We start from the raw sequence: 23,578 nt of genomic DNA, 5'->3' as shown, positions 1-23,578 counted from the left end.
GCACCTCGTCAGCGCCACGCGGCACCTCGTCAGCGCCACGCGGCACCTCGTCAGCGCCACGCGGCACCTCGTCAGCGCCACGCGGCACCTCGTCAGCGCCACGCGGCACCTCGTCAGTGCCTCGGGGCGCCTCGTCAGTGCCTCGGGGCGCCTCGGCGGGAGTCTGGTCCGTGCTGCCCGGAGCGTCCGCGTCGTCCGGCGCCGCCGATGGCCGTGGCAGCCGGACCCGGTCGAAGGGCGCGAGCAGGTCGCCGATGACGGAGTCCTGGTCGTCGTCGGAGTCGGACGGGTCGGGATCCGCCGGGGGCGGACTCGCGTCTGGGAAGCGGGATGAAGGAACGGGCGGCGGCATCGACGAGGGCGGGGCCGGCGGCGGGGGCGGAGTCGTGGGACGTGGCGGGACCGGGGCCCGTCGCGCTTCCGTGCTCATGCACCCCCCGTTTCCTCGCTCTTCTGCGCGTAACTCTAAGGGCAGATTCCGGTCGTGCGGGAACCAGTCCGCGGCCCCGGGCGATCTGCCCGGATCATCCCCCTACCCTCGGGTAATCCCGTCTGGCAGGCTTCGGCCATGACCTCCCGTGCAGCAGACCGGGCCCGCTACGACCGGGCCACCGCACACCTCGACGCCCCCGTCGCGATCGTCGATCTGGAGGCATTCGACGCCAATGCCGACGACCTCGTGCGCCGGGCCGGCGGCAAGCCGATCCGGGTCGCGAGCAAGTCCGTACGGTGCCGGGCGCTGCTCGAACGCGTCCTGGCCCGCGACGGCTTCGCCGGGATCATGTCCTACACGCTCGCCGAGTCCCTGTGGCTCGCGCGTTCGGGGTTCGAGGACATCCTGCTCGCCTATCCCTCGGCCGACCGTGCCGCCTTCGCCGAGCTTGCCGCCGACCCGAAGCTCGCGTCCTCGGTGACGGTGATGATCGACGACCCCGCGCAGCTGCGGCTCATCGACGAGGCCAGGGACGGCGGACGCGAAGAGGTGCGGGTCTGCCTGGAGTTGGACACCGCCTACAAGATCCTCGGCGGGCGCCTGCGCATCGGCGCGCTGCGCTCGCCCCTGCACTCCCCCGCCCAAGTCGCCGCCTTGGCCCGCGCCGTGGTCCGCCGGCCGGGCTTCAGGCTCGTGGGCGTGATGGCGTACGAGGGTCATGTGGCGGGAGTCGGTGACGCGATCGCCGGCCGCCCCGCGCGCTCGCGGGCGATCCGGCTGATGCAGGCCGCCGCCCGCAAGGAGCTGGCGGCGCGCCGGGCCGAGACCATCCGCGCGGTGCGGGCGGTCGCGCCGGACCTGGAGTTCGTCAACGGCGGCGGCACGGGCAGCGTGCAGCACACCGCGGCCGAGCGGGCGGTGACCGAGATCGCGGCGGGGTCAGGCCTCTACGTGCCGCGGCTCTTCGACAACTACACGTCGTTCAGCGGGCGTCCGGCCGCGCTCTTCGCCCAGCCCGTCGTGCGCCGTCCCGGCGTGGGCACCGTGACCGTGCTCGGCGGCGGCTACCCCGCTTCGGGCGCCGCGGGCGCCGACCGCTCCCCGGTGCCGTACCTCCCGGAGGGTCTGCGCTACGACCCGCAGGAGGGCGCGGGCGAGGTGCAGACCCCGCTGCTGGGCGCACCCGCCGACGATCTGCTGATCGGCGACAAGGTGTGGTTCCGGCACGCCAAGGCCGGGGAGATGTGCGAGCGGTTCGACGCACTGCATCTGGTCGAGGGCGACCGCGTGACGGCGACGGTCCCGACGTACCGCGGGGAAGGCCACACGTTCCTGTAGCGCGAGGCGGCGGGTCAGACAGTCAGGGCGTCGCGCCCACGCTGCTGCCCACGCCGCCGCTCGTCTCCGAGTCGCCGACCGCCCTGATCCCCTTGGTGATCTCGTCCATGTCGGAGAGGGGCGGCGTCTTCGTCCCGGCGTCGATGGCGAAGCGGACGATCACCATCGCCTCGGATCCGACGCTGGAGGGGAAGGCGAGCGACTGGACGTATCCGCCGGAGCCCTTCTCCGTGTGGACGCGCCAGCGCACGAGGTAGCCGGAGCGGCCCGCGACCGCCACGGTCCCCTCCTTGACCTTCTGGTGCCGGACGATCCCGCCGAACGGCTCCATGCCGACCTTGTCCTCGTCGTACGCCCGGTCGGCCGCGTCCTTGATGTCCCTCAGCGCGAGCACCTTGGGCGAGCGTTCGTCGGTCGCCGTCGACGTGCGCGAGTACACCGTGCCGTGGCGGCAGAGGCTGCCCTCGCCGGGGCAGTCGTAGACGTCCGGGGTGCGGACGGTCGGGTCGCCGCCGACCGTGCTGTCGGCCTTCTCCCAGCCGTCGGGGACGGGGATCGTGATGCCGTTGAGCTGGTCGACGAGGGTGGAGGGGTCGGGGTCCGGCGCCGAGGTGGTCGGCGACGGCGAGGTCGGCGACGGCGGGTCCACCGGCTCCGACGCTCCCGGAACGGGTCCTTCGACCTGCGGGTCGCCTCCGTCGTCCTTGCCCAGGAGCACCACGCCGGTGACGATCGACGCGACAAGGACGACCCCGGCGGTGGTCAGCGCCACCACCTTGGCCCGGCCGTTTCCAGGGGTGGTTCCCGCGAGCGGCTGGACCTGCGTCTGTGGCTGCGGCGGGCCGAACCCCGGCTGCGCCTGGCCCATGTGGGGCGTCTCGGGCGCACGCCGGTGCTCGGTCCACGCCGACCCGTCCCACCAGCGCTCGACGTGCTGCGTCGGCGGCGCCGACGGGTCGGTGTACCAGCCGGGAGGGGGCGACATGCTCATCCCGGCACTCTAGGACGTGCCCTGAAGATCAGAACACCGCGTCCTCCTGATCGGGCACCACCGAGCCGTCCTCGCGCAGGACCGGACCCTTGCCTCCCTCGGGCACGTTGTACGCGGCCGTCGAGCACGGGTAGCGGCCGGACTTCTGCTTCATGGGCTCGATGAACATGGGGTTCACGACCCAGCGGCCGTCGGCGTTGTCGTACGCACGGCACATGAACTCGTCCTTGTTGCGGTTCAGGACGAGGTGGGCGCCCGTGGCGTCGCCGACGAACGTCACGTCCGTGTCGGCGTCACCGCCGCCGAGCGCGATGCGGTGGGACGGGTCCTGCTTGTCCCAGGCCGACTTGCCCTTGACGCCGAAGATCTCCTGGTTGATCCAGCAGCGCTTGCCGTCGATGTAGGGGATGGCCTCGCCCTTGTTCACCGGTACGTCGCCGCAGCCCTGGTTCCAGGTGGTGATCCGGCCCTTGCGGTCCAGGACGGAGCGGATGGCGATGGTGTGCTCGCGGTCGACGCCGACGCTCTTCGACCAGACCTCCGTGACCGGCTCCGAGCCCGCCGAGACGATGTAGACGTCGAACCCGGCCTTCTTGAGCGTGCGGATGAGGTCGCGCTGCTGGTCGTAGTAGCGGGCGTAGCCGGGGATCTCGTGCGTGCCGACGGTCTGCGTGGCGCCCACGGGGGCGGCGAGCACCTGCTTGCGGGCCTTCGCGGCGTACGACCTCAGTTCGGGGACGGTGTGTCCGGCGAAGAGCTGGGGCACCCAGGCGTACTGCGGGACGGTGTGCCGGTGGTCCCACTCCCCCGCGAAGGCGGCCGCGCCGCTCATCGTCTTCCCGTCCTCGCGGACCTCGAAGATCTCGTCGGCGCAGTCGGTGTCCGTGGAGGTGGGCAGCGGCTTGCCGACCGGCACCTTGGTGCCGCAGGCCTTGGTGAGCGCCTTGTCGGCCTCGTCCGTCATCCACTTGCTGGTGGACTTCCAGGAGGCGGGGCGCGGGATCTTGTCGTGGCGCAGGGACCAGGCGATCGTCGCGTCGGTGATGTCGTTCTTGACGACGGTGTTGTCCCAGTCGAAGGCGGCGACGGGACGCTTCTCGTCGTGGTCCCGGTGGGAGCCGCAGCGTCCGCGCTCGTCGATCATCTGCTGGAGCCGGTCGCGGTTGTCGCCGAACCAGGTCAGCTTCGTGGAGAGCTGCGGGCAATGCGCCTTCGCAGCAGGGGGGTTCGCGGGCGTGGCGGCGGCCGCGGGGAGCGACGCGGGCACGGCGGCCAGAGTGGCGGCCGTGGCCAGCGTCAACGCCAAGGCATGTCTGTTGCGCATGCGCATGGACCGTACATCAATCTCCCTGGCCAGGTCAGGCCCCGTGCACCGTGTCCTTCTGGTCGGGGATGATGGACCCGTCGGCGCGGCGCACGGGGCCCTCGTCGCCGTTCCGTTCGGTGTAAGCGGTGCTCGCGCAGGGGTACGGCTCGGCGAGCCTGCCCTTGGGCTCGATGAACATGGGGTTCACCAGCCAGCGGCCGTCGCCGTTGTCGTAGGCGCGGCACATCAGCTCGTTCTTGTTGCGGTTCAGGACGAGGCGCAGGGCCGTGGCGTCGCGCAGGAAGGAGATGTCGGTGTCGGAGTCCCCGGCGGCGAACACCTGTCGCCTGGACGCGGGTTGGACTTTCTCCGCGGCCGCTCCCCGGACCCCGTAGATCTCCTGGTTGATCCAGCAGCGCTTGCCGTCGATGTACGTGATCATCGAGTCGTCGCCGTCCTTGACGGTGCCGCACCCCTTCAGATGGGCCGTCAGCTTCCCGTGGGTGGCGACGTTGCGGATGCCGATGGTGTGCCGGGCGTCGACGCCGACGCTCCTGGCCCACACCTCGGCGACCGGCTCGGGGGACGCGGAGACCACGTAGACGTCGAACCCGGCCTTCTTGAGCGTGCGGATCAGGTCGCGCTGCTGGTCGTAGTAGCGGACCCAGCCGGTGAACTCGCCGGTGCCGACGCGCTGTTCGGTGCCGACGGGCGCGGCGAGGTTCTCCTTGCGGGCCGCGGCGGCGAACCCCTTGACCTGCTGGGCGGACCAGCCGCGGGTGAGCTGGGCGAGCCAGGCGTACTGGGGTTCCATGCGCCGGTGGTCGAAGCCTGCGAAGGCCGGGTCGCCGCCGGTGGTGGTGCCCTCGCTGTAGACGGAGGCGATCTCGTCGGCGCAGCCCGTGTCGCGGCCGGTGGGAAGGGTGGTCCGCGTGGCCGGGCAGGCCTTGGCGAGGGCCTTGGCCGCCGGGTCGGTGAGATAGCGGCTGGTGGTGTGCCAGTCGGCATTCCGCGGCGTACGTATCTTGCTGTTGCGCAGGAGCCAGAACATGGTGGCGTCGCCGACGTCGTTCTTGATGACCGTGTTGTCCCAGTCGAAGGTGGCGACGGGCTTGGCACCTCCTCGGCCGTGGCGCTCGCCGCACGTCCCGTACGTGTCGATCATCTTCTGGAGTCTGGCCTTGTTGTCGCCGTACCAGCCCTTGGAGAGGGTGAGCGAGGGGCAGTTTTTCACCTCGGCCCGCACCGGCTGGGTGGCTTCCGCGGTGGCCTGGACGGTGACGAGACCGGCTCCGGCGACGGCGATCACTGCTGCTGCCGCGGCGGCGCGGCGCTTGAAGTTCACGAACACACTCCCGTGTTTACGCAGGTCAGCCGGGCGTCGTGCGACGCCCGGCTGACGGGGTGGTTGCTGGAGGATGAACTACATGGGCGTCGTGCGGGTGAACTACATGGGCGTGACGTACGCCCCGGCGATGCCGCCGTCCACGAGGAAGTCGGTGGCGTTCACGAAGGAGGAGTCGTCGCTGGCGAGGAACGCCACGGCCGCGGCGAGCTCGTCGGCCTCGGCGAAGCGGCCCACGGGGATGTGGACGAGGCGGCGCGCGGCCCGCTCGGGGTCCTTGGCGAAGAGCTCCTGGAGGAGCGGGGTGTTGACCGGGCCGGGGCAGAGCGCGTTGACGCGGATGCCTTCGCGGGCGAACTGCACGCCGAGTTCGCGGGACATGGCGAGGACGCCGCCCTTGGAGGCCGTGTACGAGATCTGCGAGGTCGCCGCGCCCATCTTCGCCACGAAGGAGGCCGTGTTGATGATCGAGCCCTTGCCCTGGCGCCGCATGTAGGGGATGGCGGCCTTGCAGCACAGGTAGACGGAGGTGAGGTTGACCTCCTGGACGCGCTTCCAGGCCTCCAGGCCCGTGTCCAGGATGGAGTCGTCGTCGGGCGGCGAGATGCCCGCGTTGTTGAAGGCGATGTCGACCGAGCCATAGGTGTCGTACGCGGTCTTGAAGAGCGCCTCGACCTGCTCGGCGTCGGTCACGTCGACCTTGACGAAGGTCCCGCCCACCTCGTCGGCGGCGGCCTTGCCCGCGGTCTCGTCGATGTCGCCGCAGACGACGTGCGCGCCCTCGGACGCGAGACGGCGCGCGGTGGCGAGGCCGATGCCGCTGCCGGCGCCGGTGATGACGGCGGTGCGGCCGACGAGACGGCGGCAGATGTTCTGGTCGGACATAAGGCTCAGGCCTCCGTGCTTTCCGTGCGTTCTGTGCGTTCCGTACTGATGAAGACGTTCTTGGTTTCCGTGAAGGCGGCCAGCGCGTCCGGGCCGAGCTCACGGCCGAGCCCGGACTGCTTGTAACCCCCGAAGGGGGTCCAATAGCGCACGCTGGAGTGCGAGTTGACGGACAGGTTCCCGGCCTGGACGGCAGCCGAGACCCGCAGCGCACGGCCCACGTCCCGCGTCCAGATGGACCCGGAGAGGCCGTACTCGGTCGCGTTGGCGAGGCGGATCGCGTCGGCCTCGTCGTCGAAGGGGAGGACGACGGCGACCGGGCCGAAGACCTCCTCCGTCGCCACCGCCGAGGTGGGGTCGACGTCGGTGAGGAGCGTCGGCGGGAACCAGAAGCCGGGGCCTTCGGGGACCGTGCCGTGGATTCCGGTGCCGGTGGGGACGTACCCGCGCACGCGCTCCAGCTGGGACCTGGAGATCAGCGGGCCCATCTGGGTCTTCTCGTCGGACGGATCGCCGACGACGACCGACTCGACCGCGGGCCGCACGATCTCCAGGAAGCGGTCGTAGACCGAGCGCTGGACGAGGATGCGGGTGCGGGCGCAGCAGTCCTGGCCGGAGTTGTCGAGGTACGACATGGGGGTGGCGAGGGCGGCGGCCTCCACGTCCGCGTCGGCGAAGACGATGTTCGGGCTCTTGCCGCCCAGTTCGAGCGTCACGCGCTTCACGCGGTCGGCGCACTTGGCCATGATCTGCTTGCCGACACCCGTGGAGCCGGTGAACACGATCTTGGCGACGCCGGGGTGTTCGACCAGGGCGTTGCCCGCGACGCCGCCGACGCCGGGCAGTACCTGGAACAGGCCCTCGGGTAGGCCTGCCTCCAGGGCGAGTTCGGCGAGGCGCAGCGCGGTGAGCGGGGTGGTCTCGGCGGGCTTCAGGATGACCGCGTTGCCGGCCGCGAGCGCCGGGGCGGTGCCCCAGGCCGCGATCGGCATGGGGAAGTTCCAGGGCGCGATGACGCCGACGACCCCGAGGGGTTCGAGGATCGTGACGTTCAGGCCGCCGGGCACCGGGATCTGACGGCCGCTCAGCCGCTCGACTCCCCCGGCCGCGAAGTCCAGGAGATCGCGGACGTTGCCCGCCTCCCAGCGTGCGTTGCCGATGAGGTGTCCGGCTTCGCGGACCTCCAACTGGGCCAGTTCTTCCAGGTGTTCGTCTACTTTCGCCGCGAAACGGCGGAGCAGGCGGGCGCGGTCGGCGGGGGCTGTGGCGGCCCACTTGACCTGTGCGGATGTCGCACGCGCGACGGCGGCGTCGACGTCCTGCGGGGTGGCGGCCGGGACGGTCGCGACGACCTCTTCGGTCGCCGGATTCAGTACTTCGAGGTGCTGTTCGTCGGGCAAGGGTGCCTCACATGCGTTCGAAGGAGCGGCGGAGCTCCCAGTCGGTCACCGCGGAGTCGAAGGCGTCCAGCTCGACCCGGGCCATGTTGCTGTAGTGCGCGACCACCTCGTCGCCGAAGGCGGCCTTGGCGATGGCGCTGTTCTCCCAGAGTTCGGCGGCCTCGCGCAGGGTGGTGGGGACGTGCGCGTAGTCACCGGTGTAGGCGTTGCCCGTGCACTCGTCGGGCAGTTCCAGCTTCTGCTCTATGCCGTGCAGACCGGCGGCCACGAGTCCGGCGACCGCGAGGTGCGGGTTGACGTCGCCGCCCGGCAGGCGGTTCTCGAAGCGCATCGAGCGGCCGTGGCCGACGACGCGCAGGGCGCACGTGCGGTTGTCGTACCCCCAGGCGGCGGCGGTCGGCGCGAAGGAGCCCGGCCGGAACCGCTTGTAGGAGTTGATGTTGGGCGCGTAGAGCAGGGAGAACTCCCGGAGCGCCGCGAGCTGCCCGGCCAGGAAGTGCCGCATGACGGGCGACATGCCCCCGGGATCGTCAGAGGTACCGGCCATGGCGTTGGCGCCGTCCGCGTCGGCGAGCGAGAGGTGGATGTGACAGGAGTTGCCCTCGGCCTCGTTGTACTTGGCCATGAAGGTGAGCGAGACACCCTCCTGGGAGGCGATCTCCTTGGCGCCGGTCTTGTAGATGGCGTGCTGGTCGCAGGTGACGAGGGCGTCGTCGTAGCGGAACACGATCTCGTGCTGGCCGGGGTTGCACTCGCCCTTGGCCGACTCGACGACGAGCCCGGCGGCCGCCATCTCGTTGCGGATGCGGCGCAGGAGCGGCTCGATGCGGCCCGTGCCGAGCACCGAGTAGTCGATGTTGTACTGGTTGGCCGGGGTCAGGGCCTTGTAGCCCGCGTCCCAGGCCTGCTCGTACGTGTCCTTGAAGACGATGAACTCAAGCTCGGTGCCGACGTTGGCGGTGTAGCCGAGTTCGGCGAGGCGGTCGAGCTGGCGGCGCAGGATCTGGCGGGGCGCGGCCACGACGGGCGAGGAGTCGTTCCAGGCGAGGTCCGCGATCAGCATCGCGGTGCCCTCGTTCCAGGGGACGCGGCGCAGGGTGCTCAGGTCGGGGTGCATGGCGAAGTCGCCGTAGCCGCGGTCCCAGGAGGACATCGCGTAGCCCTCGACGGTGTTCATCTCCGCGTCTACGGCCAGGAGGTAGTTGCAGCCCTCCGTGCCGTGCTCAAGGACGTCGTCGAGGAAGAAGCGGGCGGCGAACCGCTTGCCCTGAAGCCGCCCTTGCATATCGGGGAAGGCCAGGACGACAGTGTCGATCTCGCCGCTCGCGACGAGAGCACGCAGCTCCTCGATCCCGAGCGGTGGTGTGCGGTCTGCCACGGGAAAAGCCTCCTTGGGTCAGCCGAGAGCCATAAGGTATTGCCGAGAACCATTAATTGGGAAGGGGGTACGGCCAGATGTCGCACACGGATGCCGACGTCGCCGGTGAGGCGGGCCCTGACGGCTCCGCCGCGACCGCGGACGACCGGCTCACACCGGTCCTGCGCCCCGTACGGGCGGGCAACGGCTTCGAGGAGGCCCTGGAACAGATCCTCCAGGTCGTACGCCTCGGCCTGGTGCCCGGCGGCGAACGCCTGCCGTCGGAGCGGGAGTTGGCCGACCGCCTCGGCATCAGCCGGGTCACGCTGCGCGAGGTCCTCAAGGTGCTCCAGGACCAGGGCCTGGTCGAGTCGCGGCGGGGCAGGTACGGCGGCACGTTCGTGCGTCCGCGCCCCGAGGCGGCCGGCGAGGACGAGCTGCGGCGGCGCGTGGCGGATGTCGACGTCGAGGACGCACTGCGGTTCCGCGAGGTCCTCGAGGTCGGCGCGGCCGGGCTCTGCGCGGCGCACGGCCTGAGCGACGAGCAGCGGGAGCGGCTGCGTGCGGCGCTCGTACAGACGCACGAGGCGCCCCTCTCCGAATACCGTCGTCTGGACACGCTGCTGCACCTGACACTCGCCGAGCTGTGCGGCTCCCCCTCGCTCACCGCGCAGTACGCGGCGGTCCGCGCGACCGTCAACGACCTCCTGGACTGCATCCCGCTCCTGGTCCGGAACCTGGAGCATTCGCAGCGCCAGCACACCGCTCTGGTGGAGGCCGTGCTCGACGGGGACGCGGACGGGGCGCGGGAGATGATGCGCGAGCACTGCGCCGGTACGGCCGCCTTGCTGCGGGGCTTCCTGACATAAGGGGCGGGGTGAGGGGCGGAGAGGGGCGATTAACGGCGACGTAACGCAGGGGTCTTGCTTTCTCGCCGGTCGCACGGCAAAGGTATGCATCCGTTCCATTGAGTCACCCCGCCGCAGTGCCGCCGCCGCGCAGTCACATAGGAGCCGTGCCATGACCATGGAGTCCCCCAAGACGAGCGCCGCCGAACCGGCGGACGACTATCTGGAGCGCAGGACACTGCGCCGGGGCAGCGCGGGCTGGCTGCTGCTCACCGGCCTCGGTGTCGCCTATGTGGTGTCCGGCGACTACTCGGGCTGGAACTTCGGCCTGGCGGAGGGCGGATTCGGCGGCCTCGGGATCGCCATGGCGTTGATGGGCGTCATGTACGCGTGCATGGTGTTCTCGCTGGCGGAACTGTCGTCGGTCCTGCCGACGGCGGGCGGCGGCTACGGCTTCGCGCGCCGGGCGCTCGGCCCGCTGGGAGGCTTCCTCACCGGCACGGCGATCCTCATCGAGTACATCCTGGCGCCGGCCGCGATCTCCATCTTCATCGGCGACTACGTCGAGTCGCTCGGCCTGTTCGGACTCACCTCCGGCTGGCCGGTGTACCTGGCCTGCTTCGTGATCTTCATCGGCATCCACCTGTGGGGGGTCGGCGAAGCGCTGCGGTTCAGTTTCGTGGTCACGGGCATCGCGGTGGCGGCGCTGCTCGTCTTCGCGGTCGGCGCGTTCATGGACTTCGACGCGTCGAAGCTGAACGACATCCCCGTGGAGGCGGACGCGTTCGGCTCCAACTCCTGGCTGCCGATGGGGTTGTTGGGCATCTGGGCGGCGTTCCCGTTCGGCATGTGGTTCTTCCTGGGGGTGGAAGGCGTCCCCTTGGCGGCGGAGGAGACGAAGGACCCGGCCCGCACCCTGCCGCGCGCGATCCGCTGGTCGATGGCCATCCTCATCGTCCTCGCGCTCCTCACGTTCTTCGCGTCGGCGGGGGCACGCGGCGCGAACGCGATCCAGGACGCGGGCAATCCGCTGGTGGAGGCGTTGCAGCCGAACGGTGAGGCGACGGCACTGAGCCGGATCGTGAACTACGCGGGCCTCGCGGGTCTGGTGGCCTCCTTCTTCTCCCTGATCTACGCGGGCTCGCGCCAGCTGTTCGCCCTGTCCAGGGCGGGCTACCTGCCGCGCTTCCTCTCCCTCACGAGCAGCCGCAAGGCTCCCTACCTGGGACTTTTGGTCCCCGGGGCGATCGGCTTCAGCCTGGCCGCGGCGACCGGGGACGGTGCGCGGATGCTGAACGTGGCGGTGTTCGGGGCGACGATCTCGTACGCCCTGATGTCGCTGTCGCACATCGTGCTGCGCCGCAGGGAGCCGCACCTGGAGCGGCCGTACCGCACGCCGGGCGGCATGCTGACGTCGTCGGTGGCGCTGGTCCTCGCCTGCTCGGCGCTGGTCGCGACGTTCCTGGTGGACGTGACGGCGGCGCTGATCGCGCTCGCGGTATACGTGGTGGCGATCGCGTACTTCGGCCTCTACAGCCGCAAGCATCTCGTGGCGCGGGCGCCCGAGGAGGAGTTCGCGGCGCTGGCGGCCGCGGAGGCGGAACTGGAACGCGACTGAGCATGTCGCGGCTGAGTGTGAGGGAGACGAGGGTGAGCACGACGACCACCGGCCGACCGCTGATCGGTGTCAGCACGTACCTGGAGGCGAAGGCGAGGTGGGGCGTGTGGGAGCTGCCCGCGGCGCTGCTCCCGGCCGGCTACCCGGGCCTTGTGCAGGCGGCGGGCGGACTCACCGCCATGCTTCCGCCGGATGATCCTTCGTACGCCGATGCTGTCGTCGCCAGGCTGGACGGCGTGGTCATCGCGGGTGGCCCCGATGTCGACCCGTCCTGTTACGGCGCGGAGCGTGAGGAGCGTACCGGCCCTCCGGCGCCGGAGCGGGACGCGTGGGAACTCGCCCTGATCGGGGCGGCGTTGGCGTCCGGTACGCCGCTGCTCGGCATCTGCCGGGGGATGCAGCTCCTGAACGTGGCCCTCGGCGGGACGCTGGTGCAGCACCTGGACGGTCATGTGGTGGAGGTGGGCGTCTTCGGCACGCACGAGGTGAAGCCGGTGCCGGGCACGCTCTACGCGTCCATCGCGCCGGCCGCGACGGCCGTCCCCACCTACCACCACCAGGCGGTGGACCGCCTGGGCCGCGAGCTGATCGCATCGGCCCACGCGGAGGACGGCACGGTGGAGGCGGTGGAACTGCCGTCCGCGGACTGGGTACTGGGGGTGCAGTGGCACCCGGAGATGGGTACGGACCTCCGGGTGATGTCGGCGCTGGTGGAGGCGGCGGGGCGGTAGGCGTTCGGGGGGCGGGGCTGAACTCAGCCCCCGGCGGGGGAAGCCGGGCCCCCCGCCCGAGTGAGCGACAGCAGGTCCCTCGCCGGTCCCGTGGGGCGATGCCCCGTGGGCCACACCGCCCGAAGCGCACGGCGTAGCTGAACCCCCTCCAGGGGGACGGCCACCAGGCGCCGCGCCGACAACTCCTCGCCCACCGCGAGCTCACTCAGCACCGCGGGCCCCGCCCCGCTCACCGCGGAGGCCTTCACCGCCGTGGTGGACGACAGCTCGATCAGCGGACGCGCGAGACCGCCCAGCGCCGCGTCGAGAACCTGCCGCGTCCCCGAACCCTCCTCCCGGAGAATCAGTGGCGTGGCCGCCAACTCCCCCGCCCCCAGCGGCTTTCGGCGCCGTGCCCAGGCGTGGCCGGGCGCCGTGACGACGACCAGGCTGTCGTGGGCGATGACCGCCGAGTCCAGACCGGTCGGCACGGCGAGCCCCTCGACGAAGCCGAGGTCCGCCTCGCCCGCGAGCAGCCGCTCCGCGACCGCGGTCGAGTTGCCCGCCGTCAGGGACACCGCCGTGTCCGGCCGCTGCGTCCGCAGCGCGATCAGCCAGCCCGGCAGCAGATACTCGGCGATCGTCATGCTCGCCGCGACCCGCAGCCGGGAGTCCCGCCGGTCCCGCAAAGCCTGCGCACCCGCGTCGAACGCCTCGGCCGCCTCTACGATCCGCCGCGCCCAGTCGGTGACCAGCGCCCCGGCGTCCGTGAGCCGCGACCCCCGCGGCGACCGGTCGACCAGCGCGACCCCGAGCTGCCGCTCCATCGACCGGACACGGCTGCTCGCGGCGGGCTGCGTGATGCCGAGCTCCTTCGCGGCCCGCCCCAGGCTGCCGAGCCGCGCCACGGCGAGCAGCAGTTCGAGCGCCCCGAGATCCGGCACGCGATGCGCGAGCGGCGACGCCCCCGGCGACGTATCGGACACACCGGAGGAACCAGAAGACGTACTCATAAGCCCAGGTTATGCCCTCATACGAAGATGCCTCCTGGTGGGGGGCCCGCCGAACGGCGACGGTGGAACCATGGTCACCGTCGCCCACCCCCAGACACTCACGAGAACCACCGCCGGCACCACCCCCGGTATCACCCGACACCTCGGCCCGAACTGGTACGCCGCCGTCATGGGCACGGCGATCATCGGCGGCGCCGGCGCGACCCTGCCGGTCCACGTCCCCGGCCTGCGGAGCGCCTGCACCGCGGTCTGGGCGCTCTCCCTGTTGATGCTGGCCGCCCTGCTCGCCGCCCGGACGCTGCACTGGATCCACCACCGCGACCAGGCCCGCGCCCACCTCCTCGACCCCGCCGTGGCGCCCTTCTACGGATGCCTCTCCATGGCCCTGCTCGCCGTCGGCGGCGGCGCCCTCCTGGTGGGCGAGGACTGGATCGGGACGACCGCGGCGGTCGCGCTGGACGCCGTCCTCTTCACCGCGGGCACGGTCATCGGCCTCACGGCGGCCGTCGCGATCCCGTACCTCATGGTGGTGAAGCACCGCATCGAGCCGGCCCAGGCGTCCCCCGTCTGGCTGCTGCCCCTGGTGGCACCCATGGTGTCGGCCGCCCTCGGCCCGCTCCTGGTCCCCCATCTCCCGGCGGGCCAGGCCCAACAGACACTCCTCTACGCCTGCTTCGCGATGTTCGGCCTGAGCCTGCTCGCCACCCTGGTGATGCTCCCGATGATCTTCGCCCGCCTGCTGACCGGCGGCCCGTACCCCCTCGCGCTCACCCCCGCGCTGTTCCTGGTCCTCGGCCCGCTGGGCCAGTCGACGACCGCCGTGAACAAGTTCGCCGACACCGCCGCGGCAGGCGTCGTCCCGGCCCCGTACGACCAGGGCTTCGCCGTCTTCGCCGTGCTCTACGGCGTCCCGGTGATGGGTTTCGCCCTGCTGTGGCTGGCGCTCGCGGGCGCGATGGTGGTGCGGGCCAGGCGCCGGGGCATGCGCTTCGCGATGACCTGGTGGGCGTTCACCTTCCCCGTCGGTACCTGCGTCACGGGCGCAGAGGGCCTGGGCAAACACACCGGCCTCGCGTTCTACGACTGGCTGGCCCTCGCCCTGTACGCCCTGCTCCTGACCGCCTGGACAGTGGCCCTCACCCAAACCCTCCGCGGCCTCCTCAACGGCACGCTGCTCGCAGCGCCGCGCCGAGTACCGTCGGGGCCTCCGTCAGGGACGGGCCGTACCACGTGAGGTGGCGGCCGCTGATCAGGGCCGTGGGGGCGGTGAACGCCTCGGGGCCGTCCTCCGGGGTGAAGCGGTAGGGCTCGTCGGGGAGGACCACCACGTCCGGGGCCACGGCCCGCAGCTCCTCGATCGGGACGCGCGGATAGCGCTCGGCGTGCGTCCCGTACGCGTTGTCGACGCCGAGGCGCCGCAGCAGGTCCCCTGCGAACGTGTCGCGCCCCAGGACCATCCAGGGGCGCCGCCAGATGGGGACCACCGCCTTCAACCGGGCTTCGGGGAGCGGGAGTCGGCCCCACGCCCGCTCGGCGTCGGACAGCCACCCCGGCCGTCCGGCGCCGCACGCGGCCAGCACCCGGGTCAGTTCGCGGAAGGCGCCCGGCAGATCGCGTACCTCCGTCACGAGGACCTGGATGCCCGCCGCCCGCAGCGCCGCGAGGTCGGGTGCGCGGTTCTCCTCCTCGTTGGCGATCACCAGGTCCGGGGTGAGGGCGATGATCCGGCGCACGTCGGGATTCTTGGTGCCGCCGACGCGGACGACACCCAGGTCGTCGAGGTCCTCCGGATGGCTGCACCACTCCGTGGCCCCCACCAGCGCCCCCGGCGCGCTCACCGCGACCGCCTCGGTCAGCGAGGGCACCAGGGAGACGACCCGCGTTCCAGCAGCCACCGTGCTCCCCCTCCGTGCGATTCCCTCAGCGCCGCGAGCCGTCCACGGCCTCGATGTGGTCGGCGACGGCCACGACGAGCACTTGGCTGTCCGGCACGGTCGCCCGCCAGCGGTGGCGCACTCCGCCGGTCAGATAGAGGCTGTCGCCGCGTCCGAGGCGGTAGGCCCTGCCCTCCGCCTCGACCTCGACGGCGCCGCCCACCACGTACATCAACTCGTCGTTGCGGTGCTGGAACTCGCGGCCCTCGTCGTGGTCGCCGGTGAACTCGACGGCATGCAGCTGATGGTGGCCGCGCACCATGTTGCGGACACGGACGTCGGGGGACGAACCCTCCCCCTCGCCCTCGTCGGCGCGCATCAGGTCGACCGTGCACGCGGGATCCGCGGCGGCAAGCAGTTCGACGTCGGTCGTCAGGAGCGCGTCGGCGACACGCTGCAGGGAGCGCCTGCTGGGCCGCGCCCGCTCGTTCTCGACCTGGCTCAGGAAGGGCACCGAGAGACCGCTGCGCTCGGCCACCACGGCGAGGGTGAGCTCCAGCTGCCGGCGGCGGCGCCGCACGGCCGAGCCCACCCGGAGGGTTTCCTTCTGCTCGTCCATCGCCTCGGCTCCCTTCTGCGCATCGGTCCACTCTCAACCCTGTTGGGTTTTCTGCACCCTACGCATGTTCGCCAAACGGTTTTGCCCCGTTGCGAGGACCGCCGTCTACAGCTTGCGCCAGTAGACAAGCTGACCCGCCTCGCCGGGGGCCGCCCCTTGTGCCGGTATGAACAGGCTGACCAGCAACGCAGGCCTGCCCCGCGGGTCCCTGAGGAGGGTCGCCGAGGGATTGGCGAAGGCGCGGCTTTTGCCGTGGGTGGAGAGGGCGAGGCGGTCGGCCCGGCCGCTCGCGGGGTCGTAGGCGTAGGTCCGCCAGCTCCCGAAGTCACCCCGCCACCGCTGCCCCTCCACGAGCAGGACGCCCCGCCCGTCGAGCTGCACGGCGGCCCGGTCCCCGAGGTTTCCGCCGTTGCCCCACGTCTGCAGCGCCCGGTCGAGCCGCCGGTCGGGGGTCGCGTGCCAGTGGCGGAACCCGGTCAGGGTGGCGCGCAGCTGGCGGTCGGTGTCGCAGTCGGCGCGGTAGTGGCCGGTGAGCTCGATGGTGTCGCCGTGTACGGCGGTGACGTCGGGCGTGCCCTCGGCGCACCGCGAGAGGGTGCGCGGGGCGTCGAAGGCCCGGGCGGCCCGCCCGTCGAGCAGCGCCGCCCGGTCCCCGTACCCGCGTACGGCGATGTGGTTCTTGGGGTCCTTCTCGTAGGCGAGGACGTACCCGCCGCGTCCGTCGGAGGCGAGCGACGCCTGATGGGTGCCGGGACCGAAGTCGTGGCGGCGGTGCCAGTGCCGCAGATCGGTGGAGGTGGCGACGGCGGCATGGAAGCGGCCGTCGTCCAGGAGGGTGTGGTAGACGGCCAGATAGGTGCCGTCGGGGGCCTGCGTGATCTGCGCGGCGTCCATGGTGCGGCCGGTGTGGTCCCGCGTGTCGTAGCGGTGGCCGTCGGCGGCGGTGACGTCCTCGGCGAGGGCGGCGAGGCGGGCGGTGCCCGCGGAGGCGGGTGCGGAGCTCGCCCCCGCAACGTGCGCGAGGAGCAGGGCGGCGGCGAGGGCCAGGCACACGGCGAGGCCGAGGACGGTGCGGGAGACGCGCACGCTCACGGGGGACACAGAGGGCACGGGGGACACAGAAGGCACGGAGGGCACGGAGGGGCACTTACGTTCGAGCAGCGGGGAGGCTGCCCAGCCTAGGGAGCGCATTTGCCCCCGGGAACGCCGAGAGGGGTGGGCTTCGCCACAAGGACGACGCCCACCCCTCAAGGTGATTCAGCGGTACAGGGCTACGACTGCGGAGTCATCTTCTGCTCGAAGCCCGGGTTCTTCTTCAGCCACGAGTCGACGGCCTTGGGCTCATTGCCCTTGCCCGCCTTGTTGATCTCGTTCTCCAGGCTGGCCAGTTCCTTCTCGCTCATCTTGAAGTCCTTGAGCCACTTCGTGAGCTGCGGGTACTGCTTCGGGAACTCCTTGCTGGAGATCGTCCGGATCGTGTCGCCCTTGCCGAAGCCGACCTTGGGGTCCTTCAGCTTGGTGAGCTTGTACTCGTTGTACGCCCAGTGCGGCGACCAGAGCAGGACGGCGACCGGCTCCTTCTTGGCGTACGCCGACTTCAGCTCGGAGAGCATCGCGGGCGTCGAACCGGAGACGATCTTGTACTCCTTGTCCAGGCCGTAGCCCGGCAGGACCTTGTCCTTGAGCGCCGTCATCACACCCGTACCGGGCTCGATGCCGATGATCTTGCCCTTGAACTTGTCGCCCTTGCCCTTGAGGTCCTCGAGCGACTTCACGTCCTTGACGTAGGACGGGACGGCGATCTCCAGGGACGTCGGGCTGTACCAGGAGCCCAGGTCCTTGAGGTTCGCCTTGTTCTTCTCCCAGTACTGCTTCTGGGCGGTGGGCAGCCAGGCGTCGAGATCCAGGTCGAGGTCACCCTGCGCGAGAGCGGTGTAGACCGGGCCGACGTCGGACGGCGTCAGCTTCATCTTGTAGCCGCGCTTCTCCAGGACACGCTTCCAGAGATTGGTGACGGCGATGTTCTCGTCCCACGCGAAGTACGCGGCGTTCAGCGGACGCTTCGCCTCCGCGGGGGTGGAGTTCTTCGGCAGCGGGGCCAGCTTGTCGACGACGCCCGGGTTCTTCTTCAGCCAGGCGCGGACGGCTTCCTGCTGCTTGCCCTTGCCCGCCTTGTTGATCTCCGCCTCAAGGCTCGTGAGCTGCTTCTCGCTCATCTTGAAGTCCTTGAGCCACTTGGCGACCTGCGGGTTCTCCTTGGAGAAGCCCTTGCGCGCGAGCGAGTGCACGCCGTCGCCCTTGCCCCAGGAACCCTTGGGGTCCTTGAGCTTCTTCAGCTTGAAGTCGCTGTAGGCCCAGTGCGGCGACCAGAGCGTGGTGACGATCGGTTCCTTCTTGGCGTACGCGCGCTTCAGCTCGGCCAGCATCGCCGGGGTGGAGCCGTCGACGACCTTGTACTCCTTGTCGAGGCCGTACTCCTTGAGGACCTTGTCCTTGAGGAGGCCCATCATTCCGGCGCTCGGCTCGATGCCGACGATCTTGCCCTTGAACTTCCCGCTCTGGCCCTTGAGGTCCTCGAGCGAGTCGACGCCCTTGACGTACGAGGGCACGGAGAGCTCCAGCGAGGTCGGGCCGAACCACGAGCCCATGTCCTCCAGCTTGTCGCCGTACTTCTTCCAGTACGAGGCATGCGTCGTCGGCAGCCACGAGTCGGTCTGGAAGTCGATGCTGCCCTGCGCGAGCGAGGTGTAGAGCGGGCCCGCCTCGAGCTGCTTCGTCTGCGGCTTGAAGCCGCGCTGCTCCAGGATCTCCTTCCAGAGGAAGGTGGAGGCCACGCCCTCGTCCCAGGGGATGTAGCCGATGTTGATTTCCTTGCCCTGGCCGACGTTCTTGGAGTCGGCGGCCGCTTCCCCGGACTTCGATCCGCCGAACACGCCCATGCCGCCCGCGACGAGCGCGAGGACGACGACGCCGACGACCGCGACGGCGGCCTGCGGACGGTAGGTCCAGATGTTCAGACCGTGCGCGGCCCGCAGCTTCGCGACGGCGCGGCGGCCGAGCGGCGAGACCTGGGTGCCGAGCGAGCTGGTCATGCGGTCCAGGTAGATCGCCAGGATGACGATCGCGACGCCCGCCTCGGAGCCGAGGCCGACGTTCAGCTGGCCGATGGCCTCGTTGACGTCGGCGCCCAGGCCCTCGGTGCCGACCATGCCCGCGATGGCGGCCATGGACAGGCCCAGCATGATGACCTGGTTGACACCGGCCATGATCGTGGGAAGCGCGAGGGGCAGCTGGACGCGCATCAGGATGTTGCGCGGCGTGGTGCCGAACGCGTCCGCGGCCTCGACCAGTTCCTTGTCGACCTGGCGGATGCCCAGCTCCGTCATGCGGACGCCGGGGGCCAGGGCGAAGATCAGGGTGGCGACGATGCCCGCGGGGGCGCCCATCCCGAAGAAGAGGATGGCGGGGATGAGGTAGATCATCGCCGGCAGCGTCTGCATGAAGTCGAGCACCGGGCGGACGATGCCGCTGACGGTGCTGGAGCGCGCCGCCCAGATGCCCACGGGCACGGAGATGATCAGCGCGATGATCGTCGAGACGAGCACCAGGGACAGCGTCATCATCGCGTGGTCCCACAGCTCCATCGAGACGATGAAGGCGAAGCCCGCGAAGGTCAGCACGCCGGCGACCACACCGCGCAGCCAGAACGCGATGACCGCGAAGATGCCCGCGAGGAGCAGCGGCTCGGGCGCCTGGAGCAGGTCGGATATGCCGTCGTACGCGCCCTGGAAGACGGTCTGGAAGAAGTCGAACAGCCAGGCCATGTGGCTGAGCAGCCAGTCGACGCCGTCGTTGACCCACTCGCCGAAGGGAATCCTAGGCACCGCTGACCACCTTGCCCACGGCCTGCTCGCCGTCGTCCTGCGTCTTGTCGAGCGGGACGGCAGCGTCCTGCGGCTCTTCCTCACTGGTCATCGGCTCGCCGAGTACGGCGAGGAGCCGTTCTCGCGGCACGACGCCGACGAGCGCGCCCTCGTCGTCGGTCACGGCGACGGCCACGTCACTGGTGGAGCATGGCGTGAACAGCTCGATGATCGGCGTCTCGGCCCTGACCGTGGCGGGGGCCGCGGACAGCACGTCCTGCGCGGTCTGCAGCTCCTTGCCATCGGCCGTCTTCGTGCCGAAGACGGTCTCGGGCTCGGCCATGATCGCGCCCGCCGTGAGGACACGGGAGCGGTCGACGTCCTGCGTGAACGCGGCGACGTAGTCGTTGGCCGGTGTGACGAGGATGTCCTCGGCGGTGCCGATCTGGACGATCTCGCCGTCGCGCATGACGGCGATCTGGTCGCCCAGGCGCATGGCCTCGTTCAGGTCGTGGGTGATGAAGACGATGGTCTTCTTCAGCCGCTTCTGGAGCTCCAGGAGCTGGTCCTGCATGTCGCGGCGGATCAGCGGGTCGAGCGCGCTGAACGACTCGTCCATGAGGAGCAGGTCCGCGTCGGTCGCGAGCGCGCGGGCCAGGCCCACGCGCTGCTGCATGCCGCCGGAGAGCTCGTCGGGCCAGGACTTCTCCCAGCCCTTGAGCCCGGCGAGTTCGAGCGCGACCGTGGCGCGCTTCTCGCGCTCGGCGCGCGGCACGCCCTGCACCTCGAGGCCGTAGCCGGCGTTCTCGAGGACGCTGCGGTGCGGGAAGAGCGCGAAGTGCTGGAAGACCATGCTGATCTTCTTGGAGCGCACCTCGCGCAGCTCACGGGCGCTCAGACCCGTCAGGTCCTGACCGTCGAACAGCACCTGTCCGGCCGTTGGCTCCGACAGTCCGTTGAGCATGCGCAACAACGTGGACTTGCCGGATCCGGAGAGACCCATGACGACGAAGATCTGGCCCGGCTCGACCGTGAAGGAGGCGTCGATCACCGCGGCGGTGGTGCCTTCGGCGCGCAGCTCCTCTCGGTCGGTTCCGTGGCGGAGTTTCTCCACCGCGTCAGCGGGTCGTCTGCCGAATACCTTGTACAGGTGTTCGGCTTGCAGCCTGGACACATACACCTCTCGGGTTGAACCAAGACGGCCCGCCTCCCCCGCCGGCGGGCCGTGGAGCGACGCGGGTTCTGCCCGCTTACTTGCCCGCCGAAATAGTTGAATCCTCGACCGGAGGCGCTCCGGCCCGGCGCCTGCCCTGACTTACGCAGATCAAACGCAAGAGTGTTCCAGTTCACATTGCGTTCACTTCTGATGGCCGAGAAGGGCTGGTCGGCATCAGGTGCGGTGTCAGTGCCGTGCGGCATGATGCGAAGGTGACTCAGCGAACGCGACGGCTCATGCTGCTCGACACGGCGTCCCTGTACTACCGGGCCTATTTCGGGGTCCCCGATTCCGTGAAGGCCCCGGACGGCACACCGGTGAACGCGGTGCGCGGTCTGCTCGACTTCATCGCCCGGCTGGTCCAGGACCACCGCCCGGACGACCTGGTCGCCTGCATGGACGCGGACTGGCGCCCGCACTGGCGGGTCGAGCTGATCCCCTCGTACAAGGCGCATCGCGTCGCCGAGGAGGTCGAGCAGGGCCCGGACGCCGAGGAGACCCCGGACACCCTCGCGCCGCAGGTCCCGATCATCGAGGACGTCCTGGACGCGCTCGGCATCGCCCGCGTGGGCGTCCCGTCGTACGAGGCGGACGACGTGATCGGCACGTACGCCGGCCGCGCCACCGGCCCGGTCGACATCGTCACCGGCGACCGCGACCTCTATCAACTGGTCGACGACGAGCGGGGCATCCGCGTCCTCTACCCCCTCAAGGGCGTCGGCTCCCTCCAACTCACCGACGAGGCCTGGCTCCGCGAGAAGTACGGCGTCGACGGCTCCGGGTACGTGGACCTGGCACTGCTGCGCGGCGACCCGAGCGACGGCCTGCCCGGCGTCCCCGGCATCGGCGAGAAGACGGCGGCCAAGCTCCTTGACGCGTACGGAGACTTGGCCGGAATCATGGCGGCGGTGGACGACCGGACGAGCAAGCTGACGCCTTCCCAGCGCAAGCGGCTCGACGAGTCCCGGGCGTATGTGGCCGTCGCCCCGAAGGTGGTCCGCGTCGCGGGAGACGTACCCCTGCCGGACGTCGACCTCGCCCTGCCGGCCGAGCCCCGCGATCCCGCGGCCCTGGACGACCTGGCCGAGCGGTGGAATCTGGGCGGGGCGCTGAAGCGACTTCTCACGACTCTCCAGGGATGAGGTGTTAGCTTAGGTAAGCCTAAGCAACATTTGATCAGGGGAGGCCGCCGCCATGGCAGAACGTCCGGCACGCAAGGCACCGAAGGCCCACGTCGCCCAGGTGGTGCGCACCGAGCGCCTCACCCCGCACATGCAGCGCGTGGTCCTGGGCGGTGAGGGTCTCGCGGAGTTCACGGTGGGCGACTCCACCGATCATTACGTGAAGCTGCTCTTCGACGCCGAGGGCGTGACCTACCCGGAGCCGTTCGACATGCAGCGGATCCGCGAGGAGTTCCCCCGCGACCAGTGGCCCGTGACGCGTACGTACACGGTGCGCTCCTGGGACCCGCAGACCCGCGAGCTCGCCGTCGACTTCGTCGTCCACGGCGACGAGGGCCTCGCGGGCCCGTGGGCCCAGCACGTCCAGCCCGGCGCCACGGTCCGCTTCCTCGGCCCCGGCGGCGGGTACGCCCCGGACGCCGACGCCGACTGGCATCTGCTGGCCGGTGACGAGAGCGCGCTGCCCGCGATCGCCGCGTCGCTGGAGGCGCTGCCCGAGGGCGCCAAGGCGTACGCCTTCGTGGAGGTCGCCGACGCGGACGAGGAGCAGAAGATCAGCTCGGTCGCGGAGATCGTGTGGCTGCACCGCGGGCAGCGGCCGGTGGGCGAGGCCCTCGTCGAGGCCGTACGCGCCCTCGACTTCCCGGCGGGCGACGTCCAGGCGTTCGTGCACGGTGAGGCCGGGTTCGTGAAGGAGCTGCGCCGCTACCTCCGCGTGGAGCGCCAGGTCCCGCGCGAGCGCCTCTCGATCTCCGGCTACTGGCGCCTGGGCGACAACGAGGACGGCTGGCAGGCGTCCAAGCGCGACTGGAACGCACAGGTCGAGGCCGAGCAGGAGGCACCGCTGCCCTCGGCGTGACAGCCCCGTCAGGGGTGCGGGGATCTGCGCGATCAGCCCCCCCACCGGCTCGCACGTGAGCAGAGACCAAAACCGGTTTCCCCGGGCAGTGCCCGCTGGCACGATGCGCCCATGCCCTTCAAGATCTCGGACGTAGTCGCGGCGGGCGCCCTCGCCCGGCAGAAGCAGCCCACCATCGACGTTCCCGGAGGGCTGCTCCTGCGCCCCTGGTCGTTGGACGACGCGCCCGCCGTGTACGAGGCGTTCCAGGACCCGGTGCTGCGGCGCTGGCACGCGCGCGAGGCCGACTCCGTCGACGAGGCCCGCGGCTGGATCGACGGCTGGCGCGCGGCGTGGACCGAGGAACGCGACGCGCACTGGGCCGTCGCCGACGCCACGACGGACGAGGTGGTGGGGCGGATCTCGCTGCGGCTGATCGTGCTCGCCGACGGACAGGCCGAGGTCGCCTACTGGACCATGCCGTCCGCCCGCGGCCGGGGCATAGCCCCGCGCGCTGTGACGGCGCTGAGCGACTGGGCCTTCGGCGAGATCGGCCTGCACCGCCTCGAACTCACCCACGCCACGGCCAACGAGGCCTCCTGCCGTGTCGCGCTCAAGGCCGGCTTCGCGCCGGAGGGCACCAAGCGCAGCGCGGTCCTGCACGCGGACGGCTGGCACGACATGCATCTGCACGCCCGTGTCCACGGGGACGAGCCCGCGGGCTCCTGACCCGAGGCACACGG

Annotated in this window: 21 protein-coding genes; 9 read left to right on the top strand and 12 right to left on the bottom strand. The window is 70.8% G+C overall.

Annotated elements, in window-relative coordinates; genetic code table 11:
• Together ACWFRU_RS26655 and ACWFRU_RS26650 are read left to right on the top strand one after the other, a co-directional pair.
• Window positions 1-334 (top strand): hypothetical protein (locus tag ACWFRU_RS26655; RefSeq protein WP_453690682.1); only part of this gene is annotated, 334 nt, incomplete at its 5' end.
• Window positions 335-568: 234 nt separating this feature from the next.
• Entirely contained in the window at window positions 569-1,771 is a 1,203-nt protein-coding gene (locus tag ACWFRU_RS26650; protein WP_453690681.1) for an amino acid deaminase/aldolase, read from the top strand.
• Window positions 1,772-1,793: 22 nt separating this feature from the next.
• On the opposite strand, the gene ACWFRU_RS26645 is transcribed toward ACWFRU_RS26650, so the two are convergent.
• The 6 genes from ACWFRU_RS26645 to ACWFRU_RS26620 form a co-directional block, all read right to left on the bottom strand.
• Complete coding sequence (locus ACWFRU_RS26645; protein ID WP_453690680.1) at window positions 1,794-2,762, bottom strand: DUF2510 domain-containing protein; 969 nt, start codon at window positions 2,760-2,762, stop codon at window positions 1,794-1,796.
• A gap of 28 nt (window positions 2,763-2,790) precedes the next feature.
• Window positions 2,791-4,086 (bottom strand): haloacid dehalogenase-like hydrolase, encoded by a 1,296-nt coding sequence (locus ACWFRU_RS26640; protein ID WP_453690679.1) that lies wholly within the window; start codon window positions 4,084-4,086, stop codon window positions 2,791-2,793.
• A gap of 34 nt (window positions 4,087-4,120) precedes the next feature.
• Window positions 4,121-5,413 (bottom strand): haloacid dehalogenase-like hydrolase, encoded by a 1,293-nt coding sequence (locus tag ACWFRU_RS26635; protein ID WP_453690678.1) that lies wholly within the window; start codon window positions 5,411-5,413, stop codon window positions 4,121-4,123.
• Between the two features lie 102 nt (window positions 5,414-5,515).
• A complete protein-coding gene (locus ACWFRU_RS26630; protein WP_453690677.1) occupies window positions 5,516-6,298 on the bottom strand; it encodes a 3-oxoacyl-ACP reductase in 783 nt (260 codons plus the stop codon).
• Between the two features lie 5 nt (window positions 6,299-6,303).
• A complete protein-coding gene (locus ACWFRU_RS26625; protein WP_453690676.1) occupies window positions 6,304-7,698 on the bottom strand; it encodes an aldehyde dehydrogenase family protein in 1,395 nt (464 codons plus the stop codon).
• A gap of 7 nt (window positions 7,699-7,705) precedes the next feature.
• Window positions 7,706-9,076 carry a glutamine synthetase family protein gene (locus ACWFRU_RS26620; protein ID WP_453690675.1) on the bottom strand — a complete coding sequence of 457 codons (1,371 nt, stop codon included), beginning with the start codon at window positions 9,074-9,076 and terminating at the stop codon, window positions 7,706-7,708.
• A gap of 77 nt (window positions 9,077-9,153) precedes the next feature.
• On the opposite strand from ACWFRU_RS26620, the gene ACWFRU_RS26615 reads away from it, so the two are divergent.
• The 3 genes from ACWFRU_RS26615 (at window position 9,154) to ACWFRU_RS26605 (ending at window position 12,252) form a co-directional block, all read left to right on the top strand.
• Window positions 9,154-9,924 (top strand): FadR/GntR family transcriptional regulator, encoded by a 771-nt coding sequence (locus ACWFRU_RS26615; RefSeq protein WP_453690674.1) that lies wholly within the window; start codon window positions 9,154-9,156, stop codon window positions 9,922-9,924.
• 151 nt (window positions 9,925-10,075) lie between these two features.
• The gene (gene eat, locus ACWFRU_RS26610; RefSeq protein ID WP_453690673.1) at window positions 10,076-11,521 is read left to right on the top strand and encodes an ethanolamine permease; all 1,446 of its coding nucleotides are present in this window, start codon (window positions 10,076-10,078) and stop codon (window positions 11,519-11,521) included.
• 32 nt (window positions 11,522-11,553) lie between these two features.
• Window positions 11,554-12,252: a gamma-glutamyl-gamma-aminobutyrate hydrolase family protein gene (locus tag ACWFRU_RS26605; protein ID WP_453690672.1), complete on the top strand. Its 699-nt coding sequence runs from the start codon at window positions 11,554-11,556 to the stop codon at window positions 12,250-12,252.
• 23 nt (window positions 12,253-12,275) lie between these two features.
• On the opposite strand, the gene ACWFRU_RS26600 is transcribed toward ACWFRU_RS26605, so the two are convergent.
• Window positions 12,276-13,244, bottom strand: a complete 969-nt coding sequence (locus ACWFRU_RS26600; protein WP_453690671.1) for a LysR family transcriptional regulator — start codon at window positions 13,242-13,244, stop codon at window positions 12,276-12,278.
• Between the two features lie 70 nt (window positions 13,245-13,314).
• Between ACWFRU_RS26600 and ACWFRU_RS26595 the strand changes: the two genes are divergently transcribed.
• Window positions 13,315-14,478, top strand: a complete 1,164-nt coding sequence (locus ACWFRU_RS26595; protein WP_453690670.1) for a TDT family transporter — start codon at window positions 13,315-13,317, stop codon at window positions 14,476-14,478.
• On the opposite strand, the gene ACWFRU_RS26590 is transcribed toward ACWFRU_RS26595, so the two are convergent.
• The 5 genes from ACWFRU_RS26590 to ACWFRU_RS26570 all read right to left on the bottom strand — a co-directional run bounded on the left by ACWFRU_RS26590 (window position 14,405) and on the right by ACWFRU_RS26570 (window position 20,774).
• The gene (locus ACWFRU_RS26590; RefSeq protein WP_453690669.1) at window positions 14,405-15,139 is read right to left on the bottom strand and encodes a helical backbone metal receptor; all 735 of its coding nucleotides are present in this window, start codon (window positions 15,137-15,139) and stop codon (window positions 14,405-14,407) included. The genes ACWFRU_RS26595 and ACWFRU_RS26590 overlap by 74 nt on opposite strands.
• 25 nt (window positions 15,140-15,164) lie before the next feature.
• The gene (locus ACWFRU_RS26585; RefSeq protein WP_365820918.1) at window positions 15,165-15,737 is read right to left on the bottom strand and encodes a helix-turn-helix domain-containing protein; all 573 of its coding nucleotides are present in this window, start codon (window positions 15,735-15,737) and stop codon (window positions 15,165-15,167) included.
• Between the two features lie 105 nt (window positions 15,738-15,842).
• On the bottom strand, window positions 15,843-16,847 hold the full coding sequence (locus ACWFRU_RS26580) for a hypothetical protein (protein WP_453690668.1): 1,005 nt from the start codon (window positions 16,845-16,847) through the stop codon (window positions 15,843-15,845).
• Between the two features lie 161 nt (window positions 16,848-17,008).
• Entirely contained in the window at window positions 17,009-19,621 is a 2,613-nt protein-coding gene (locus ACWFRU_RS26575; protein WP_453690667.1) for an ABC transporter permease/substrate binding protein, read from the bottom strand.
• Window positions 19,614-20,774 (bottom strand): quaternary amine ABC transporter ATP-binding protein, encoded by a 1,161-nt coding sequence (locus ACWFRU_RS26570; protein ID WP_453690666.1) that lies wholly within the window; start codon window positions 20,772-20,774, stop codon window positions 19,614-19,616. The genes ACWFRU_RS26575 and ACWFRU_RS26570 overlap by 8 nt, the downstream gene beginning before the upstream one ends.
• A 278-nt stretch (window positions 20,775-21,052) precedes the next feature.
• Between ACWFRU_RS26570 and ACWFRU_RS26565 the strand changes: the two genes are divergently transcribed.
• The 3 genes from ACWFRU_RS26565 (at window position 21,053) to ACWFRU_RS26555 (ending at window position 23,564) form a co-directional block, all read left to right on the top strand.
• Window positions 21,053-21,958, top strand: a complete 906-nt coding sequence (locus ACWFRU_RS26565; protein ID WP_453690738.1) for a 5'-3' exonuclease — start codon at window positions 21,053-21,055, stop codon at window positions 21,956-21,958.
• Between the two features lie 52 nt (window positions 21,959-22,010).
• On the top strand, window positions 22,011-22,856 hold the full coding sequence (locus ACWFRU_RS26560) for a siderophore-interacting protein (RefSeq protein ID WP_453690665.1): 846 nt from the start codon (window positions 22,011-22,013) through the stop codon (window positions 22,854-22,856).
• A gap of 111 nt (window positions 22,857-22,967) precedes the next feature.
• On the top strand, window positions 22,968-23,564 hold the full coding sequence (locus ACWFRU_RS26555) for a GNAT family N-acetyltransferase (protein WP_453690664.1): 597 nt from the start codon (window positions 22,968-22,970) through the stop codon (window positions 23,562-23,564).
• Window positions 23,565-23,578: the final 14 nt, after the last annotated feature.

Source organism: Streptomyces sp. NPDC055099, assembly GCF_053607685.1.
Note: the sequence above shows the minus strand (reverse complement) of the source record. Positions and strands in the feature narration are given on the sequence as shown.

What these genes read in the sequence shown, in the direction of transcription:
- ACWFRU_RS26650 (WP_453690681.1), top strand. Translation starts at nt 569, where the DNA reads ATGACCTCCCGTGCAGCAGACCGGGCCCGCTACGACCGGGCCACCGCA.
- ACWFRU_RS26645 (WP_453690680.1), bottom strand. Translation starts at nt 2,762, where the DNA reads ATGAGCATGTCGCCCCCTCCCGGCTGGTACACCGACCCGTCGGCGCCG.
- ACWFRU_RS26640 (WP_453690679.1), bottom strand. Translation starts at nt 4,086, where the DNA reads ATGCGCAACAGACATGCCTTGGCGTTGACGCTGGCCACGGCCGCCACT.
- ACWFRU_RS26630 (WP_453690677.1), bottom strand. Translation starts at nt 6,298, where the DNA reads ATGTCCGACCAGAACATCTGCCGCCGTCTCGTCGGCCGCACCGCCGTC.
- ACWFRU_RS26615 (WP_453690674.1), top strand. Translation starts at nt 9,154, where the DNA reads ATGTCGCACACGGATGCCGACGTCGCCGGTGAGGCGGGCCCTGACGGC.
- eat (WP_453690673.1), top strand. Translation starts at nt 10,076, where the DNA reads ATGACCATGGAGTCCCCCAAGACGAGCGCCGCCGAACCGGCGGACGAC.
- ACWFRU_RS26600 (WP_453690671.1), bottom strand. Translation starts at nt 13,244, where the DNA reads ATGAGTACGTCTTCTGGTTCCTCCGGTGTGTCCGATACGTCGCCGGGG.
- ACWFRU_RS26595 (WP_453690670.1), top strand. Translation starts at nt 13,315, where the DNA reads ATGGTCACCGTCGCCCACCCCCAGACACTCACGAGAACCACCGCCGGC.
- ACWFRU_RS26585 (WP_365820918.1), bottom strand. Translation starts at nt 15,737, where the DNA reads ATGGACGAGCAGAAGGAAACCCTCCGGGTGGGCTCGGCCGTGCGGCGC.
- ACWFRU_RS26565 (WP_453690738.1), top strand. Translation starts at nt 21,053, where the DNA reads ATGCTGCTCGACACGGCGTCCCTGTACTACCGGGCCTATTTCGGGGTC.
- ACWFRU_RS26560 (WP_453690665.1), top strand. Translation starts at nt 22,011, where the DNA reads ATGGCAGAACGTCCGGCACGCAAGGCACCGAAGGCCCACGTCGCCCAG.
- ACWFRU_RS26555 (WP_453690664.1), top strand. Translation starts at nt 22,968, where the DNA reads ATGCCCTTCAAGATCTCGGACGTAGTCGCGGCGGGCGCCCTCGCCCGG.